Origin of the sequence: Plantactinospora sp. B6F1, from assembly GCF_040120695.1 — a bacterium.
Lineage (GTDB): Bacteria > Actinomycetota > Actinomycetes > Mycobacteriales > Micromonosporaceae > Plantactinospora.
This window is the reverse complement of sequence record NZ_JBEEAC010000021.1, coordinates 18,358-34,564: the sequence shown is the minus strand read 5'-3', so window position 1 is coordinate 34,564 and position 16,207 is coordinate 18,358. Positions and strand designations below refer to the sequence as shown.

General features: G+C 74.0%; 8 protein-coding genes. 3 read left to right on the top strand and 5 right to left on the bottom strand.

The window, feature by feature from the left end; genetic code table 11:
• The first annotated feature begins 2 nt into the window (after positions 1-2).
• The 3 genes from ABNF97_RS23765 to ABNF97_RS23755 are packed head-to-tail and all read left to right on the top strand — an operon-like array spanning position 3 to position 2,826.
• Positions 3-1,049: a M20/M25/M40 family metallo-hydrolase gene (locus ABNF97_RS23765; RefSeq protein WP_349339843.1), complete on the top strand. Its 1,047-nt coding sequence runs from the start codon at positions 3-5 to the stop codon at positions 1,047-1,049.
• Entirely contained in the window at positions 1,046-1,873 is an 828-nt protein-coding gene (locus ABNF97_RS23760) for a transketolase (protein ID WP_349339842.1), read from the top strand. The genes ABNF97_RS23765 and ABNF97_RS23760 overlap by 4 nt, the downstream gene beginning before the upstream one ends.
• The gene (locus tag ABNF97_RS23755; RefSeq protein ID WP_349339841.1) at positions 1,870-2,826 is read left to right on the top strand and encodes a transketolase family protein; all 957 of its coding nucleotides are present in this window, start codon (positions 1,870-1,872) and stop codon (positions 2,824-2,826) included. Before ABNF97_RS23760 ends, ABNF97_RS23755 begins: the two co-directional genes overlap by 4 nt.
• On the opposite strand, the gene ABNF97_RS23750 is transcribed toward ABNF97_RS23755, so the two are convergent.
• From ABNF97_RS23750 to ABNF97_RS23730, 5 genes are read right to left on the bottom strand one after another with little or no spacing between them, the layout of a single operon-like run.
• On the bottom strand, positions 2,815-4,980 hold the full coding sequence (locus tag ABNF97_RS23750; RefSeq protein ID WP_349339840.1) for an acyl-CoA dehydrogenase family protein: 2,166 nt from the start codon (positions 4,978-4,980) through the stop codon (positions 2,815-2,817). The two genes, ABNF97_RS23755 and ABNF97_RS23750, sit on opposite strands and share 12 nt — an antisense overlap.
• The gene (locus tag ABNF97_RS23745; protein ID WP_349339839.1) at positions 4,977-8,021 is read right to left on the bottom strand and encodes a type I polyketide synthase; all 3,045 of its coding nucleotides are present in this window, start codon (positions 8,019-8,021) and stop codon (positions 4,977-4,979) included. The genes ABNF97_RS23750 and ABNF97_RS23745 overlap by 4 nt, the downstream gene beginning before the upstream one ends.
• Positions 8,018-11,404 carry a non-ribosomal peptide synthetase gene (locus tag ABNF97_RS23740; RefSeq protein ID WP_349339838.1) on the bottom strand — a complete coding sequence of 1,129 codons (3,387 nt, stop codon included), beginning with the start codon at positions 11,402-11,404 and terminating at the stop codon, positions 8,018-8,020. Before ABNF97_RS23740 ends, ABNF97_RS23745 begins: the two co-directional genes overlap by 4 nt.
• Positions 11,404-12,921 (bottom strand): histidine ammonia-lyase, encoded by a 1,518-nt coding sequence (hutH, locus tag ABNF97_RS23735; protein WP_349339837.1) that lies wholly within the window; start codon positions 12,919-12,921, stop codon positions 11,404-11,406. The genes ABNF97_RS23740 and hutH overlap by 1 nt, the downstream gene beginning before the upstream one ends.
• Complete coding sequence (locus ABNF97_RS23730) at positions 12,902-16,192, bottom strand: non-ribosomal peptide synthetase (RefSeq protein WP_349339836.1); 3,291 nt, start codon at positions 16,190-16,192, stop codon at positions 12,902-12,904. Before ABNF97_RS23730 ends, hutH begins: the two co-directional genes overlap by 20 nt.
• Positions 16,193-16,207 lie beyond the last annotated feature (15 nt).

Sequence of the window (16,207 nt, the reverse complement as noted above, 5' to 3'; positions counted from 1 at the left end):
CCATGGATCCCGTCGGGCTGCTGCGCCGGATGGTGGAGACGCCCTCGCCCTCGGGCGGCGAGCGCGGCCTCGCCCGGCTCCTGGTCGCTGAGATGACCGCGCGTCGCTACCAGGCGCGGGTGGACGCGGCCGGCAACGCGGTCGGCGAGATCGGGCCGCCAGGCGGCCCGACGGTGATGCTCGTCGGCCACCTCGACACCGAGGGCGCCACCCTTCCGGTGGCGGTGCGCGACGGCCGGCTGTACGGGCGCGGCTCGGTCGACGCCAAGGGTGCGCTCGCCGCCATGGTCTGCGCGGCCGCGGCGAGCCGGTTTCCGGGCCGCCTGGTGGTGGCCGGCGCCGTCGAGGAGGAGGTGCCCAGCTCCCGTGGGGCACACCATCTCGGGCGGACCTACCCGGCGCCGGACGCGCTGTTGATCGGCGAGCCCAGCGGCTGGTCCTCGGTGGTGCTCGGCTACAAGGGGCGGACGGACTTCCACTACCGGGTGCGGTGCGCGCCCGGCCATTCCACCCGGCCCACCCCGCGGGCGGCCGAGCTCACCGCGGCGGCGTGGCGGACCTTCCAGGACGCGGTTGGCCCCCGGCTCAGCCACGCCGCCTTCGACCTGCCGGGCACCAGGCTGCACGATATCCGCGGCGATCTCGACGTCGCCGAGGCGGTGTTCAGCGTGCGCAGCCCGCTCGGCTTCGACCCGGACGACCTGCTCGCCGTGCTCCGCGACCGGCTGCCCGAGGGAGAGATCACGCTGGTGAGTTCGGTGCCGGCGTGCCGGGTCGGCCGCCGCGACCCGGTGGTACGCGCCCTGAGCGGCGCCATCGGCGGGCAGGGCACACGGCCGACGCTGAAGGTCAAGACGGCCACCTCTGACATGAACACGCTCGCCGGCTACTGGTCGGTGCCGATGGCCTGCTACGGGCCGGGCGACAGCCGGCTGGATCACAGTGGCGACGAGCATCTACCGCTGGACGACTATCTGCGTGCCATCGCGGTGCTCATCAATGCGCTCGACCGGCTCGGCGAGCGGCTGGCCGCGGGACACCGGCCGTGACCGCCGCGACGGACTTCGCCGCCGCCGCCCTGCGGGTGCGGCGGCGAATCGTGGCGATGTGCGCGTCGCCGTCCGGCGGCCATCTGGGCGGCTCGATGTCGCTCGTCGAGATCCTGCTCGTCCTGTACCGCGAAGTCATGCTGGTCGACCCGGCGCGGCCCGGCGGACCGGACCGGGACGTGTTGCTGCTCAGCAAGGGCCACGGGGCGATCGGACTGTACGCGGTGCTCGCCGAGTGCGGGTTCCTGCCCGAGGCGCTGGTGGATTCGTACGGGCTGCCCGGAAGCCGGCTGATGGCGCATCCGCCCCCCGGCGTGCCCGGCATCGAGGCGCCCACCGGTGCGCTCGGCCACGGCCTGCCGCTGGGCGTGGGCGTCGCGCTCGGCCTGCGGCTGACCGGCTCGGCCCGCCGCTGCTTCGTGATCCTGGGCGACGGGGAGCTGCAGGAGGGCTCGGTGTGGGAGGCGGCCATGGCCGCCGGCGGCTACGGCCTGGACCGGCTGACCGCCGTGGTCGACCGCAACGGCCTGCAAATCACCGGAGCTACCGAGTCGGTGGTGGGTCTGGAACCGCTGGCCGGCAAGTGGGAGAGCTTCGGCTGGCGGGTGGTCACGGCGGACGGGCACGATCCGGCGAGCCTGCGCGCGGTGCTGGGCTCCACCACGCCGGGTCGGCCCACCGTGGTGCTTGCCGCCACGATCAAGGGAAAGGGCCTGCCCTACGTGGAGAACAAGGTGCACAGCCACTTCGCGCGGCTGGGTGGGGCGCAGCTGCGACGCGCCATGTCCACGCTCGACCTGGCGGAACCGCGGGATCCGTCGTGACCGCCGCTGCCGGCGGCCGGACGGCCCGAGAGGCGTGCGCACACCAGCTGGCCGACCTGATGCGCGCCGACGACCGGGTGGTCTGTCTCGACAGTGACACGGGGGCCTTCGCCCGGGTGGACTTCGGCCCGGCCGCGGCGCGTTACCTCAACCTCGGCATAGCCGAGCAGAACATGATGGGGGTGGCCGCGGGGCTGGCCCGCACCGGGCTGATCCCGTTCGTGCACACCATGGCCACGTTCGCGGCGACCCGCGCCCTGGAGGCGGTGAAGGTGGACCTCGCGTACGCCGGCCTGCCGGTGCACATCGTGGCCTCCCACGCCGGCCTGTCCGCGGCGTCGCTGGGTCCCACTCACCACGCGCTGGAGGACGTGGCGATCATGCGCATGCTGCCGGGCATGCGTGTAGCGGTGCCGGCCGACACGGACGCCGCGCTCGCCCTGCTGCGCCGGGCGCCGGCCCTTGACGGCCCGAGCTATCTGCGGCTCGGGCGCGACGCCACCCCGCCACTGCCCGGCGGGAAGGGGCCGGTGCGCTGGGGGAGCTGCCGGGTGCTGCGCCCGCTCGGCGGCGAGGTGCTCATCGTCGCGTGCGGCCCGCGGCCGGTGTGTGCGGCCCTCGCGGCGGCCGACACGCTGGCGGCGGCCGGCGCCGGAGTGACCGTGCTCGACATGCACACGGTCAAGCCGCTGGACACCGCGACCCTGAGCCGGGCGGCGCGGGCGGCCAGGGTAGTGGTGACGGTCGAGGAGCATTGGATGAGCGGTGGTCTGGGCTCGGCGGTGGCCGAGTGGCTGAGCGCGACCGACCCGCGGCCGGTGCGCCGGATCGGCGCACCGGACCGGTTCTTCACCCTGATCGGCGACCACGCACACCTGCTGGAGCAGGCCGGCATCACGGCGGAGGCGGTGGTCGCCGCGGCCCGGTCCACCCTGGTGACGTCAGACCGGTAGCCGCGCTGCGGCCTGCGCACGCAGCGCGGCCGGGGTGCCGTAGCGGATCGTCTCCACGGCCGCCCGGCGGTAATACCGGGCCACCGGTGCGGCGAGCGTGTAGCCGTACGCGCCGTGCAGTTGAACCCCCTCCGCGGTCACGTCCCGGGCGAGCTCCGACACCAGGGCGAGGGCGGCCGCGCTCCCGGCGGCCCCGCCCGCGTCGTGCGTGACCGCCAGGGCGCGCACCAGACGGCCCGCAGCGTGCAGGCGGGTCGCCAGGGCCGCGAGCCGGAACGACACGTGCTGGAACGTCGCCACGGGACGACCGAACTGGCGGCGGCCCTTGGCGTACCGCAGGGTCAGCTCGAACGCGTGCCCCGCCAGGCCCAGCAGGTACCCGCTCTGCCGCAGGTACAGGCGGTCGAGCAGGCGCCAGTACGCCGGCGACCCGGCCGCACACACCACGTTCTGCTGGGGCACCGCCGCGTCGGCGAAGCCGACTTCGGCAATCCGGAGTTCCCCGCGCGAGACGATCTTTACGCCGTCCGCGTCCCGGTCGACCACCACCAGCGCCGGCCCGGCCGGCGCCGAGGCGAGCACCAGCAGCCGGTCGGCCTGCTCAGCGCCGACGACGGGCCCGGCGTCACCCGTCAGCCGGCCGTCGGCCAGCGCCGGCCGGTGGTGGCCGACGGCCGGCGGCGCGACCGCCACCGTCCGGGTCAGGTCGCCCGCCGCCGGCCCGTCCTGCTCCGCGACGGCGAGCGTGGGCGCCAGCGGTCCGGCGATCAGCAGCCGGCCCAGCTCGTGCATCAGCACCACGGAGTCGGCCAGTCCCGCGGCGGAGCCACCGGCGGCCCGGGGCAGGGTCAGGCCCGCCGTGCCACTGTCGACCAGTGCCCGCCAGACCTCGTCCGGTCCGGGGCTGCCGTCCACCGGCTCGGTACGGATGGGATCGTCACCGGCGGCCAGCAGGGGGCCGGGGAAGGTGGCCTCCACGAAGCGCCGCAGCCTCCGGCGCAGCCGGGCGTCAGGGTCGTCGAGCGGTTCGGCGGCCGCATCGGGAATCTGTACCCGCAGGTGGCCGCCCGCGATCGCGTACAGCATGATCTCGGAGGTGCCCGCGGAGAGGGTGAGGCCGGGCGCCTCGCCCAGCAACGAACCGGCGTCCGGCAGGCCCACGTCGAGGGCGAGCCGAGCCAACGGCCGGCCGACCTCGGTGTTGTACCACTTGGACATGGCCGCGCCTACGCCGTCGAGGCGCCCCTGCGCCTGCTTGCCGATCATCTCCCAGGCCAGCTCCCCGCCGGCCGAGACCTCGCTCTCGAGCGCGGCGAGCGCCTGCGCCACGGCCGGGTCGGAGCCCGCGCCGCCGGTCCGGGCATGCGCAGCGATGTCGTCGAGCCAGCGGCGCACCTTGAGGTGAGCCTCCAGGCCGGTGCGCTCCATCGACAGTGCCTCGTTGAGCAACGGCCAGCCCTCGCCGACCGTGCCGATCACGTTGTCGGCGGACACCTCGACGCCGTCCAGCGTCACCCGGCTGAACGGGTTCGCCGAGAGGCACGGCGTGGTGCGCACGGTCACGCCGGACGCGTCCAGCGGCATCCAGAACAGCGTGATCCCGTCGTGCGGCGCGTCCGCAGGGCCCGCGGTGCGCGCCGCGACCACGCCGTACCCGGCGTGCTCGGTCGCCTGGCTGTACACCTTGGTTCCGGAGAGCCGGAAGCCGCCCGGTACCTCCTCGGCCCGGCAGCTCAGCGACGCGAGGTCGGACCCGGTCGACGGCTCGCTGTACAGCGTGCACGAGGTGAGCTCGCCGCGAGCCAGGCGCGGTAGGAACGCCTCGCGCACGACCTCGCCGGCGGCCGCCAGCAGCAGGTTGCCCACATAGCAGATGGACACCACGAACAGCAGGTCGGGCACGCCGTGGCGGACCAGCTCGCGGTGCACCAGCGCCGCCTCGACGGGGCCCCGGCCGGCGCCGCCGTACCGCACCGGCCAACCCGCGGCGAGCCAGCCCCGCCGGCCCAGCAGCCGGTGCACAAGATGCAGCGGCTCCCCTGCGCCCGGGCCGGCGACCGCGGCCGCCGCGACCGCCGCAGCCATCTCCGAAGTGGCGAAGAACTCGCGCAGCTCGTGCTCGAAGACCCGCTGCTCGTCGCGCAGAGCGATCACAGCGCCTCCTCGGACACCAGACGCTCCACCTCGTCGTCGTCCAGCGCCGCCAGCCTTTCGAGGAGCAGGTTTTCGATGTGGTCGCCGATCCGTGCGACGGTGCGCAGCTCGAAGAGCTGCTCGATGGTCAGCGGAACGTCGAAGGTCTCCCGGATCCGCGTGGTGAGCTGCGTCGCGAGCAACGAGTGGCCGCCCAGCGTGAGGAACTCGTCGTGCAGCCCGATCGGCTGCTCGCCGAGCATCTCGGTCCAGAGGCCGAGCAGCACCCGTTCCACGTCGGTGGCGGCGGGATCGCCGTCCGGGCCGGCGGGCGCCTGTGCCGGCGCCCGGGTGGGCGCCTCGCTGCCGGCGGCGCGGTAGCCGCCGAGGCCGGGGCCCCCGTCGATCCACAGCCGGCGGCGCTGGAACGGATAGCCGGGCAGCGGCACCCGCCGGCGCCCGGGGCCGTCGTGGTATGCGGACCAGTCGATGTCGACACCGGCGGCCCAGAGTCCGCCGGCCGCGTCGGGCACGGCCGCACCGGCGAGCCCGCCGGGACCGGTGGCCGGCAGGGTGCTGATCAGCACCGGCCGGTCCGTCCCGCCCGACACGACCGCCGGGCCGGCCAGCCCGGATCCGGGCCCCACCTCCAGCAGCACCCGCGGACCGCCGGCCAGCAGATTCCGTACGCCGTCGGCGAAGCGCACCGTGCCGCGCAGGTGGGCGGCCCAGTACTGAGGGCTGGTCGCCTCGTCGGCCGTGATCCAGCGGCCGGTCACGTTGGACAGGTAGGGGATCCGCGGCGCGTTCCGCCGCACGCCCGCCACCACCGCCTCGAACTCGGCCAGCACCGGATCGAGCAGCCAGGAGTGGAACGCGTGCGAGACGAACAGGCGCCGGGCCGGGACACCCCGGGCGGCCGCCTGCCCTTCGACGGCCGTGATCGCTTCGCTCGTTCCGGAAAGCACGGTGAGGCGGGGTCCGTTGATCGCCGCCACCGAAACCTCGGCGGCGACGCCGGGCCGGCCGATGCCGTCGATCAGCTCGGCCAGCTCGTCCTCGGAGCAGCCGGTGCTCAGCATCGCGGCGGCCGGCACGCCGCTCACCAGCCGGCCGCGAGCGGTGACCACCGCCAGGGCGTCCTCCAGCGAGAAGACGCCGGCCACGCAGGCGGCGACGTATTCACCGACGCTGTGGCCGATCATCGCCGCCGGCCGTACGCCCCAGGCCGCCCAGAGCTCGGTCAGCGCGAACTCGACGACGAAGAGCGCGGGCTGGGCGAGCGCGGTGTCGCGCAGGTCCGGCGCGCCCGGGTCGTCCAGCAGCGCCATGCGCAGGCCGGTGCCGAGCGCGGCCGGGACGAATCGCAGGCAGCGATCGACCGCGGCCCGGAAGACCGGCTCCTCGCGGTACAGCACTGCGGCCATGCCCCGGCGCTGGGAACCCTGGCCGGGGAAGAGGAAAGCCACCTCCTGACCGCCAGCGGTGCCGTCGCCCGCAGACGGCCGGGCCTTGAGCGCGGCGCACAGCTCGGCCGCGTCCGCACCGCTCACCGCCCGCCGGTAGCGGTGCACCCGGCGGCCCACCTGGGTGGTGTAGGCGACGTCGGCAAGCGGCGCCCCCGGCTCCTCGCTCAGGTGGTGGGCGAGCACGGCGCTCAGCTCGGTCAGGGCCGCCGGGCTAGTCGCCGACAGGGTCAGCACGTGCCGGGTGCGGCCGGGGACGTGTGGCGGCGGCGCGGGCGGCTCCTGCAGGATCACGTGGGCGTTCGTGCCGCCCATGCCGAACGAGCTGACCCCGGCCCGGCGCGGGCCGTCGCCGGCCGGCCAGTCGCGAACGGCGGAGTTCACCACGAAGCCGGCCTCGCTCAGCCGGCTGCGTGGGTTCGGCGCCCGGAAGTGCAGCGTCGGCGGCAGCACGCCGTGCCGCAGCGCCAGGGCCGTCTTGATGACGCCGACGACACCGGCCGCCACGTCCAGGTGGCCGACGTTCGACTTCACCGAGCCGACGATGCAGCTCGCGGACGTCTCGTCCCGGCCGAGGGCCTCGGCCAGGGCCGCCACCTCGATCGGGTCGCCGAGCCCGGTGCCCGTGCCGTGCGCCTCGACGTACCCGATGCTGTGCGGGCTGACGCCGGCCGCGTCCACGGCTTCGGCGACCACCTCGGCCTGGCCCTGTGCGCTCGGCGCCGTGTACCCGGCCTTCCGGCCGCCGTCGTTGTTCACCGCCGAGCCGAGGATCAGCGCGTGCACGGTGTCCCCGTCGGCGAGCGCGTCGGCCAGGCGCCTGAGAACCACGATTCCGGCGCCGTTGCCGGGCACGGTGCCGGCGGCCGCGGCGTCCAGCGGCCGGCAGTGCCCGTCCGGCGACATGATGCCCTGCTCCTCGAACCGGTATCCGGCCACCTGCGGCAGGCTGAGCGTGACCCCGCCGGCGAGGGCCAGGTCGCACTGACGGGAGAGCAGCGAGTCCACGGCGAGGTGCACGGCGACCAGCGAGGTGGAGCAGGCGGTCTGCACGGTCACGGCCGGACCGCGCAGGTTGAGCTTGTGCGCCACCCGGGTGGTCAGATGGTCCTTGTCGTTGGCGAGCAGCAGGCGGTACCCGCCGACGGTGCGCACCAGCTCCGGGTGCGCCAGCAGGCCCAGCAGGTACATGCTGATCGCCGAGCCGCCGAACACGCCGATGTGGCCGTCGTACCGCTCGGGGTCGTACCCGGCGTCCTCGAGCGCGTGCCAGGCACATTCCAGGAACAGCCGTTGCTGCGGGTCGAGGATCTCCGCGTCCCGCACGCTGTACCCGAAGAACTCCGCGTCGAACAGCTCGACATCCTCGACGACGGCGCGGGCGGGCACGTACGCCGGGTCGGCGTACTCCTGCTCGGGCACTCCCGCCGCGGCGAGCTGCTCGGGAGTGAAGAAGGTGACGCTCTCGACGCCGTCGCACAGGTTGCGCCAGAGCTGCGCGACCGAGGAGGCGCCCGGGAACCGACCGGCCATGCCCACTATCGCGACGGCGGTCTCCGGTACCGGTATGTCGTCGGCGCCGGGAAATGGTGTCATGGTTCGCGCCCTTCGCTCATCGTGCCGCCGGTCGGCAGCCCGGCGACCGCGCGCCCCGCCCGGGCGGCCCGGCGCTCGGCTCCCCGGTCGCGGGCCCGGCCCAGCGCGGCCGCTCCCGCCGGTTCACGATCGAGCAGGCCGGCCAGGGTGCGCACAGTCGGGTGTTGGAAGATGCTGATGACCTCGACGGGCAGCGCCTCCGCCCGCATCCGCTGGTGCAGGTGCAGCGCGAGCACCGAGTGGCCGCCCAGATCGAAGAAGTTGTCGTCGATGCCGATTCGGGAGGCGCCGAGCAGCTCCGCGAAGATCGCCGCGAGGACGCGCTCGGCCGGCGTGCGCGGGGCGACGTACGGCTCGGTCCGCACCGTCTCCGCGCCGGGCGGCGGCGGCAAAGCCCGGCGGTCCGTCTTGCCACTGGTGGTCAGCGGAACGGCGGGGATCGCCACGAACGCCGACGGCACCATGTAGGCGGGAAGACGCCGGCGCAGGAAGTCGCGCAGTTCGCCGGCCGGGGGTGCGGCGACGCCGGCGGCCACCACGTATCCGATGAGCCTCTCGCCGCCGGCCGGGTCGGGCCCGGCGACGACGACCGCCTCGGCGACCTGGGAGTGTTCGCGCATCGCCGACTCCACCTCGCCGGGTTCCACCCGGTGCCCGCGGATCTTCACCTGGAAGTCGGTCCGGCCGAGGTATTCCAGGTCCCCGTCGGCCAGCCGGCGCACCACGTCCCCCGTGCGGTAGCCGCGGCGGTCGCCACCGAGCGGGTCGACGACGAACCGCTCGGCGGTCAGCTCCGGCCGGTTCAGGTAGCCCCGGGTCAGCGAGGGTCCGCCGATCACGAGTTCCCCCGGCACGCCGGGTGGCACCGGCCGCAGCCGGTGGTCGACCACGAGGACTCCCGCCCCGGGCAGGGGCCTGCCGATGCGGCTGCGGGCGATGCCCGTGTCGGCCGCGGTGAGGTCGCGCCAGGTCGTCCACACGGTGGCCTCCGTCGGGCCGTACGCGTTGACGACCCGCGGCACTTCGTCGCCGTACCGGGAGAACCAGCCGGCCAACCGCCCGAACTCCAGCCGTTCCCCGCCGAGGACGACCATGCGGAGGGCGTCCAGTGCGGCGCCGTCCGCGCGGGCGTCGGCGTCGGCGTCGGCGAGACCGTAGAACGCGGTCGGTGTCTGGCAGAGGACGGTCACCCGCTGCTCGGCCAGGAGCCGGCGCAACTCCTCGGGGGAGCGGCTCACCTCCCGCGGCACGATCACCAGCGTGCCGCCGTGCAGCAGCGCGCCGAACAGCTCCCAGACGGACACGTCGAAGGTGTAGGAGTGGAACATCGTCCATACGTCACCGGGGCCGAACCGGACCCGTTCGCGGACGGCGCGAAACAGCCCGATCACGTTGCGATGCTCGATCGGCACGCCCTTGGGCCGGCCCGTCGAACCCGAGGTGTAGATGACGTAGGCCAGGTCCCCGGGTTCGGCCGGCTCGGTGGCGTCACCGTCGACGGCCGGCTCGGTGGTGTCGCCGTCGACGGCCAGGATCACGGTGCCGTCGTGGTGCGGCGCCGCGTCCGGCACCCGCCGGACGAGCAGGACCACGGGGCTCGTCTCCGCCAGGATGTAGTGCAGCCGCTCCGGCGGTTCGCCGGGATCGACCGGAACGTAGGCGCCGCCGGCGTTCAGCACGCCGAGAATGCCGGTCACCAGCTCCAGGCCGCGCTCGAGTTGCAGGGCGACCAGCGTGCCGCGGCGCACGCCGTGCCGCCGCAACCGGGCTGCCAGGGCGTCCACCCGCGACTTGAGCTCACCGTAGGTGACCCGGCGTGCGCCGTCGACGACCGCCGGCGCCCCGGGTGTGCGTGTGGCCTGGGCGGCGAAGGCATCGTGCAGGCAGGCGACCGGCCCCGGGGCGGCCGTAGGCTGGTACCAGTCCGCCTCGATCGCCGCCCGTTGCCCGGGATCGAGCAGGTTGAGGTCCCATATCGTACGGTCGGGGTCCGCCACGGCGCCGGCCAGCAGCGACCGGTAGTGGCCGGCCAGCCGGGCGGCGGTCGCCGGGTCGAAGACGTCCGCGTTGAACTCGAGCTGGCACTCCAGCGCGTCGCCCGCCTCGACGACGCCGAGCGTCAGGTCGAACTTGGCGGTGCCGGTCAACCCGGACAGGGCGGTAACCGTGACGCCCGGCAGGTCCGGGCTGGCGAACGGGGTGTTGTGCAGCACGAACATCGCTTGGAACAGGGGATTGCGCAGGACCTCGCGGTCGGTGCCGACTGCCTCGACCACCTTCTCGAACGGCACGTCGCCATGCTGCAGCCCGGCGGCCACCACCTCGCGCACCCGCCTTAGCAGCTGCCGGAACGTGGGCTCGCCGGCCAGCGACGTGCGGAGCGCGATCGTGTTCATGAGCAGGCCGACGAGGCGCTCGGTGGCCGCGGACTCCCGGTTGGCCACCGGCGTGCCGACGACGACGTCCTCCTGGCCGCCGAGGCGGGACAACAGCGTGGCGTAGGCACCGAGCAGCACCGTGAAGAGGGTGGCCCGTTCCCGGCGGGCCAGCTGCCGCAGGGCTGCTGCCAGCGGAGGCGGCACGGTGAACACATGCTCACCGCCGGCGTACGTCGGCACGGCCGGATGGTCACGATCGGTCGGCAGTTGCAGCGCGCCGGGTGCGCCGCGCAGGTGCTCGGCCCAGTACCGGAGCCCTTCGGCGAACCGTTCCTCCGGCGGCCGGGCTCGCTGCTCGTGCGCGTAGTCGCTGTACCGCAACGGCAGCGCCGGCAGCGCCGGAGCCACACCGGTGGCCTCGGCGACGTAGTGCGCGAGCATCTCGTCCAGCAGGATCCGCAGCGACCAGCCGTCGGTGACGATGTGGTGCATCACCAGCGCCAGGATGTGCCGCTCGGCGTCCAGACGGGCCAGGTATGCGCGCATCAGCGGTGCGACCGTGAGGTCGAAGGGGCGCTCGGCGCGGGTCCGCACCGCGGTGAGCGCGGCCTCCTCCCGGGCGGACGCGCCGGGCTGCGGGAACGACTGGGTCTCCAGCGGCACGGTGACGTCGTCCGTCACCACCTGCACCGGCCGCCCGTCGCGGCAGCGGATCGCGGTCCGCAGCGCCTCGTGCCGGCGAACCACCGCAGCGAGTGCGCGCTCGAGCCGGCCGGCGTCCAGTGGCCCGTCCAACCGTACGGCGAACACCTCGTAGTACGCGCCGCGCCCCGGATACATCTGCTCCAGCAGCCAGAGCCGCTCCTGGGGGTACGTGAGCGGCGCCGGGTCCCGGTGCCGGACCGGGGCAGCCGCCCGATCCGCGCCGGGCCGCAGCCGGGCTCGCAGCAGCTCCTCGGCGAGCGCGCGCCGGGACGTAACCTCCGGCGCCGGGTCGGCCGGCATCAGGCGAGTCCTGCGGCCCAGGCCGGGCTCTGCGCCCGGACGTGCGTCCGGGCCGCCTCGATGTCCAGCGACTGCTGCCGGTCGACGTCCAGGAACGGGACGACCGACCGGAACTCGTCGTAGACCCGCTGGGAGGCCGGACCCAGCCGCAGCTCCTTGTTGAGGTCCACGGCCTGCGCCGCGGTGATCAGCTCGATGCCGAGCACGTACTCGCAGTTGTCGAGGATCTGCATGAGCTTGTACGCGCTGGTGCCGCCCATGCTGACGTGGTCCTCCTGCAGCTGGCAGGTGGGAATGGTGTCGACGCTGGCCGGGGTGCACAGCACCTTGTTTTCGTTGACCAGGGCGGCCGAGGTGTACTGCGGGATCATCAGGCCCGAGTCCAGTCCCGGCACCGGAACCAGGTAGTCCGGCAGGTTGTGCTGACCGGACAGCAGCTGGTAGGTGCGCCGCTCGGAGATGTTGGCGAGCTCGCTCATCGCGATGGCGAGGAAGTCCAGCGCGAACGCCGTGGACTCGCCGTGCAGGTTGCCGCCGAGGATCACGCGGTCGTGCTCGGGGAAGAACAGCGGGTTGTCCGAGACGCTGTTGCATTCCCGCTCGACGATGGTGCGGGCGAAGCCGTACGTCTGCCGCACCGCGCCGTGCACCTGCGGCACGCAGCGGAACGAGTACGGGTCCTCCTTGGCGACGTTGCTGCCCGGCAGGGTGAAGTGGTTGCTGCCCTCGACCATGGTGCGCAGGTTCGCCGCCACCACGCCGCGCTCGGGGTGCCGCGAGGTCTCGTGCAGGATCCTTTCGTAGAACGTCTCGGCGCAGCTGAACGCCTGGAGGCTCAAGGCCGCCACGACGTCGGCGGTGCGGACGAGCCGGCCGGCGCGCACGACGCAGTCAGCGGCGATGGCGTTGATGTACTGCACGCCGTTGGTCAGCGCCAGTCCCTCCTTGGGGCGCAGAGTGATCGGCTTCCAGCCGAGCTCGGCGAGCACCGGCGCCGCGTCGACGAGCTCGCCGTCGCGGTACACCCGGCCCAGACCGATGACGGGCAGCGCCAGGTGGGCCAGGGGTGCAAGGTCGCCGCTGGCGCCGACCGAGCCCTTCTGCGGGATCGCGGGGATGACGCCGGCGTTCCAGAGGTCGAGCAGCCGCCCCACCACGTCAAGCGAGATGCCGCAGTAGCCGGCCCGGAAGGTCAGCAGCTTGACCAGCATGGCCAGGCGGGAGATCCGCTCGGGCACCACCTCGCCGATGCCGCAGGCGTGCGACACCAGGTGCTTGTGCTGCAACGCCGACATGGCCGACGGGTCGATGCGAGTCTCGCAGAGGGAGCCGAAGCCGGTGTTGACGCCGTAGATGTGCCGGTCCTGGAACTGGATCTTCTCGATGTACCGAGCGCCCTCGGCGATCTTCTCGGCCACGTCCGCGGCGAGCGCGAGCCGCGGCCGGGCCGTGGCGATCTCGTGCAGGTCCTCCAGGGTGTGGTCGGCGAACGTGATCTCAACTGTCTCGGTCGTCATGGCTCCCCTGGTTCTCGGTCGAGGGCTGGTGCTGACGAACGAGCGTGGAAAGCTCGTCGGCAGTCATACGGTCGAGCTCGCGCTCGATGGCGGCGAGTTGCTCGTCGTAGTCGATGTCGCCGGCGGCGGCCTGCACGGCGGCTGCGGCTCCCGCCACGGTGGGCGCGTCCAGCAGCGCCTGCAGCCCGAGGTCGAGGCCGAGCTCGTCGCGTACCCGGTTGACCAGGCGGGCCGCCTGCAGCGAGTTGCCGCCGATGTCGAAGAAGTCGTCGTGCGCGCCGACCTGCTCGACTTCGAGCACCTCGGCGACCAGCGCCGCCAGGGTTCGTTCCAGGAACGTGCGGGGGGCGACGTGGCCGGCCGGCGCCGGCCGGGTGGGCGGCGCCGGCAAGGCGCCCCGGTCGATCTTTCCGCTGACCGTACGGGGCAGCGCCGCCAGCACGATCACCTCGGCCGGCACGAGGTGTGCCGGGACGCTGTGCCGCAGGTGGTCGCGGAGGTCCGGCACTGGCGACCCGTCGACCGTCGTCACGTACGCGACGAGCCGCTGCCCGGCGCCGGCCGTACGCACCGCGGCGGCGCACTCGCGCACCTGCGGGTGGCCGACGGCCGAGGCCTCGACCTCCTCCAGCTCGAGGCGGATGCCGTTGATCTTGACCTGGTTGTCCAGCCGCCCGGCGAACTCCAGAAGTGGCGCGCCGCCGCGCAGGCGGCCCAGGTCGCCGGTCCGGTACATGACGCCCGGGCGATCCGGCAGCGGGCTCGGCACGAACCGGCGGGCGCTCTCTCGCGCGTCGCGATGGTAACCGTCGGCCAGGTACGGGCTGAAGATGCAGATCTCGCCGACCGTGCCCGGCCGGCAGGGCACGCCGGTCTCGTCGAGCAACACCAGGTGCCGCCCGGGGATCGGACGGCCGATCGGCACCACGGCATCCGGCGGTCCGGCCGCCGTCGCCGGCACCACGTGGAAGGTAGCGGCCACGACCTCGGTGGGTCCGTACACGTTGACCAGCCGGACGTCATCGCCGAGGCAGCCCCGTACCCGATCGACCCGCTCCGTGTGCAGCGCCTCGCCGACGAACATGACGGTGCGCAGCTCCGGCAGGCCGGCGGCGCCGGCCGCGGCGAGGATCTCGTCGAAGAGCCGCGGGATGACCTGGAGCAGCTGAACCCGGTCGTTGCTCAGCCAGGCGGACAGGAGCGCCGGGTCGGCGGTGGCGCCGGGCGGCCGCAGGCAGAGCGTGGCGCCGTGGCAGAGCGCCCCGAAGATCTCGCAGTAGGCGACGTCGAAGGTGAGCGAGGCGAGCTGACCCACCCGCAGTCCCGGTCCGATCTCGAACGCCTCGCTCTGCCAGGCCACGAACTGCGCCAGGTCCCGGTGGCGGTGCGGGATCCCCTTGGGACGCCCGGTGGAGCCCGAGGTGTACGCGACATAGGCCGGCGTCTCCGGGTCGATCGGTCGTTGCGCCGGGCGGTCCGCCCGGCCGGTACGGATCAGCTCATCGAGCACCAGGACCGGGACCGGGCCGGTGCGGCGCTCCGGGTCGTCGACGATCAGCAGGGCGGGCGCCAGGTCGGCCAGGATCTCGGCGTGCCGGGCCGGAGGCTGGCGCGGGTCCAGGCAGGCGAATGCCGCGCCGGCCTTGAGAATGCCGAGTAGCGCGGCGATGGCCGCCGGGTGGTTGTCCGCGATCAGGGCCACCGGCGCGCCGGCGGGCACGCCGTGGGCCACCAGGGCGTCGGCGATCCGGTCGCTCGACGTGTCCAGCTCGCCGTAGCTGACCCGCCGATCGTGGTGAACCAGGGCGTCCCGCTCGGGCTGCGCTGCGGCCCACCGGCGGAACCGTGCCACCAGGGTGGCATCGGGTCCCGGGCCGGCATGACCGGTCAGGCCGTCGAGGACCGCCGGCAGTGTGGGCCCGGCCGCCGAGGGTGCCCGGCGAAGCCACCGCGAGACCGGGGTGTCGGGCGACCGGCCGGCCCGCCGTAGCACGTCGAGCAGGTCGGCGGCGAACGCTTCGACGGTCTCCGGGCGGAACAGGTCGCGGTCGTAGACCAGCATCGCATCCATGCCGTCCGCCGTGGGCGTGAGGAACAGCGACAGGTCGTTCTGCGCGGTTTCCGGATCGAGGCGCACGGGCCGCTGCCGCAGGCCGGCGCCGAGGTCCAGCGCCGTGGCGGGCGTGTTCTGCAGGGCGAGTGCGACGCGGAACGGCGCCGCCGCCGGCCCGCGGCGGGCGCTGAGCCGCTCGGCGACGTACTGCAGCGGCGGGTCGGCGTGCGCGAACGCGTCGCCGGTAACGGCTCGGCCGCGCACCAGCAGCTGCCGGAACGTGGGGTCACCGGAGACGTCGCCGCGAAGCACGACCACATTGAGGAACGGACCGATCAACCGTTCGGCCGCGGCGTCCGGCCGTCCGGCGACGGGCGCGCCCACGACGACGTCGGTGCGGCCGGTGCGGTGGCTCAGCACCGCCTGCAGGGCGGCCAGGCAAGTCACGAACGCGGTGGTGGACTCCTGGTCGGCGACCGTGCGAAGCCGTGCGAGGTCGTCCGCGGCCACCCGGAAGCGGTGCGTTCCGCCGCGGAACCGGAGCCGGGCCGGCCGCGCCAGGTCCGGCGGCAGCGTAACCGGCTCGGTGTCGGCGAGCCCGACCAGCGCCCCACTCCAGTAGGCGAGGTCGCCGGCGAAGCCGTCCGACGCCAGCCGTTCGCGCTGCGCCGCGGCGTAGTCGCGGTACTGGCGATCGATCGGCGGCAGCTCGGGATCTGTGCCGGTGGCATGCGCCCGGTAAAGGGCGCCGAACTCGGCCAGGAACACGCCGAACGACCATCCGTCGAAGATCGCGTGATGCGTCACCAGCACCAGGCGATGCCGCGCCGGGGCATCCGGACCGGCGGCTTTCAACAGCGCGGTCCGCACCATCGGCCCGGCCTCGTAGCCGAACGGCGCGGTCGCCAGCGTCCGGGTGGCCGCATCGAGGTCGTCGGTCGGGCAGTCGGAGACGGCCAGTTCCGGGCCCGTCTGCTCGACCGCGCCGAGGCACAGCGTGCCGTCGCGCACCACGAAGCGGGTGCGAAGGATCTCGTGCCGCCGGGCGATGGTGTGCACGGCGTGCTCGACGGCCGCGACGTTTAGGTCGCCGTCGATGTCGGCGGCGAACGCGAGATTGTGGACGGCGGTGCCCGGCAGCAGCTGGTCGATGTACCAGAAGCGTTCTTGTGCCAATCCCGCAGGAATGATGCCGCGTGGCGCGGTGGAGGGTCGCACCGGAAAGTCACCTCC

Coding starts and splice junctions, on each gene's coding strand:
- ABNF97_RS23745 (WP_349339839.1), bottom strand. CDS start 8,021: ATGACACCATTTCCCGGCGCCGACGACATACCGGTACCGGAGACCGCC.
- ABNF97_RS23740 (WP_349339838.1), bottom strand. CDS start 11,404: ATGCCGGCCGACCCGGCGCCGGAGGTTACGTCCCGGCGCGCGCTCGCC.
- hutH (WP_349339837.1), bottom strand. CDS start 12,921: ATGACGACCGAGACAGTTGAGATCACGTTCGCCGACCACACCCTGGAG.
- ABNF97_RS23765 (WP_349339843.1), top strand. CDS start 3: ATGGATCCCGTCGGGCTGCTGCGCCGGATGGTGGAGACGCCCTCGCCC.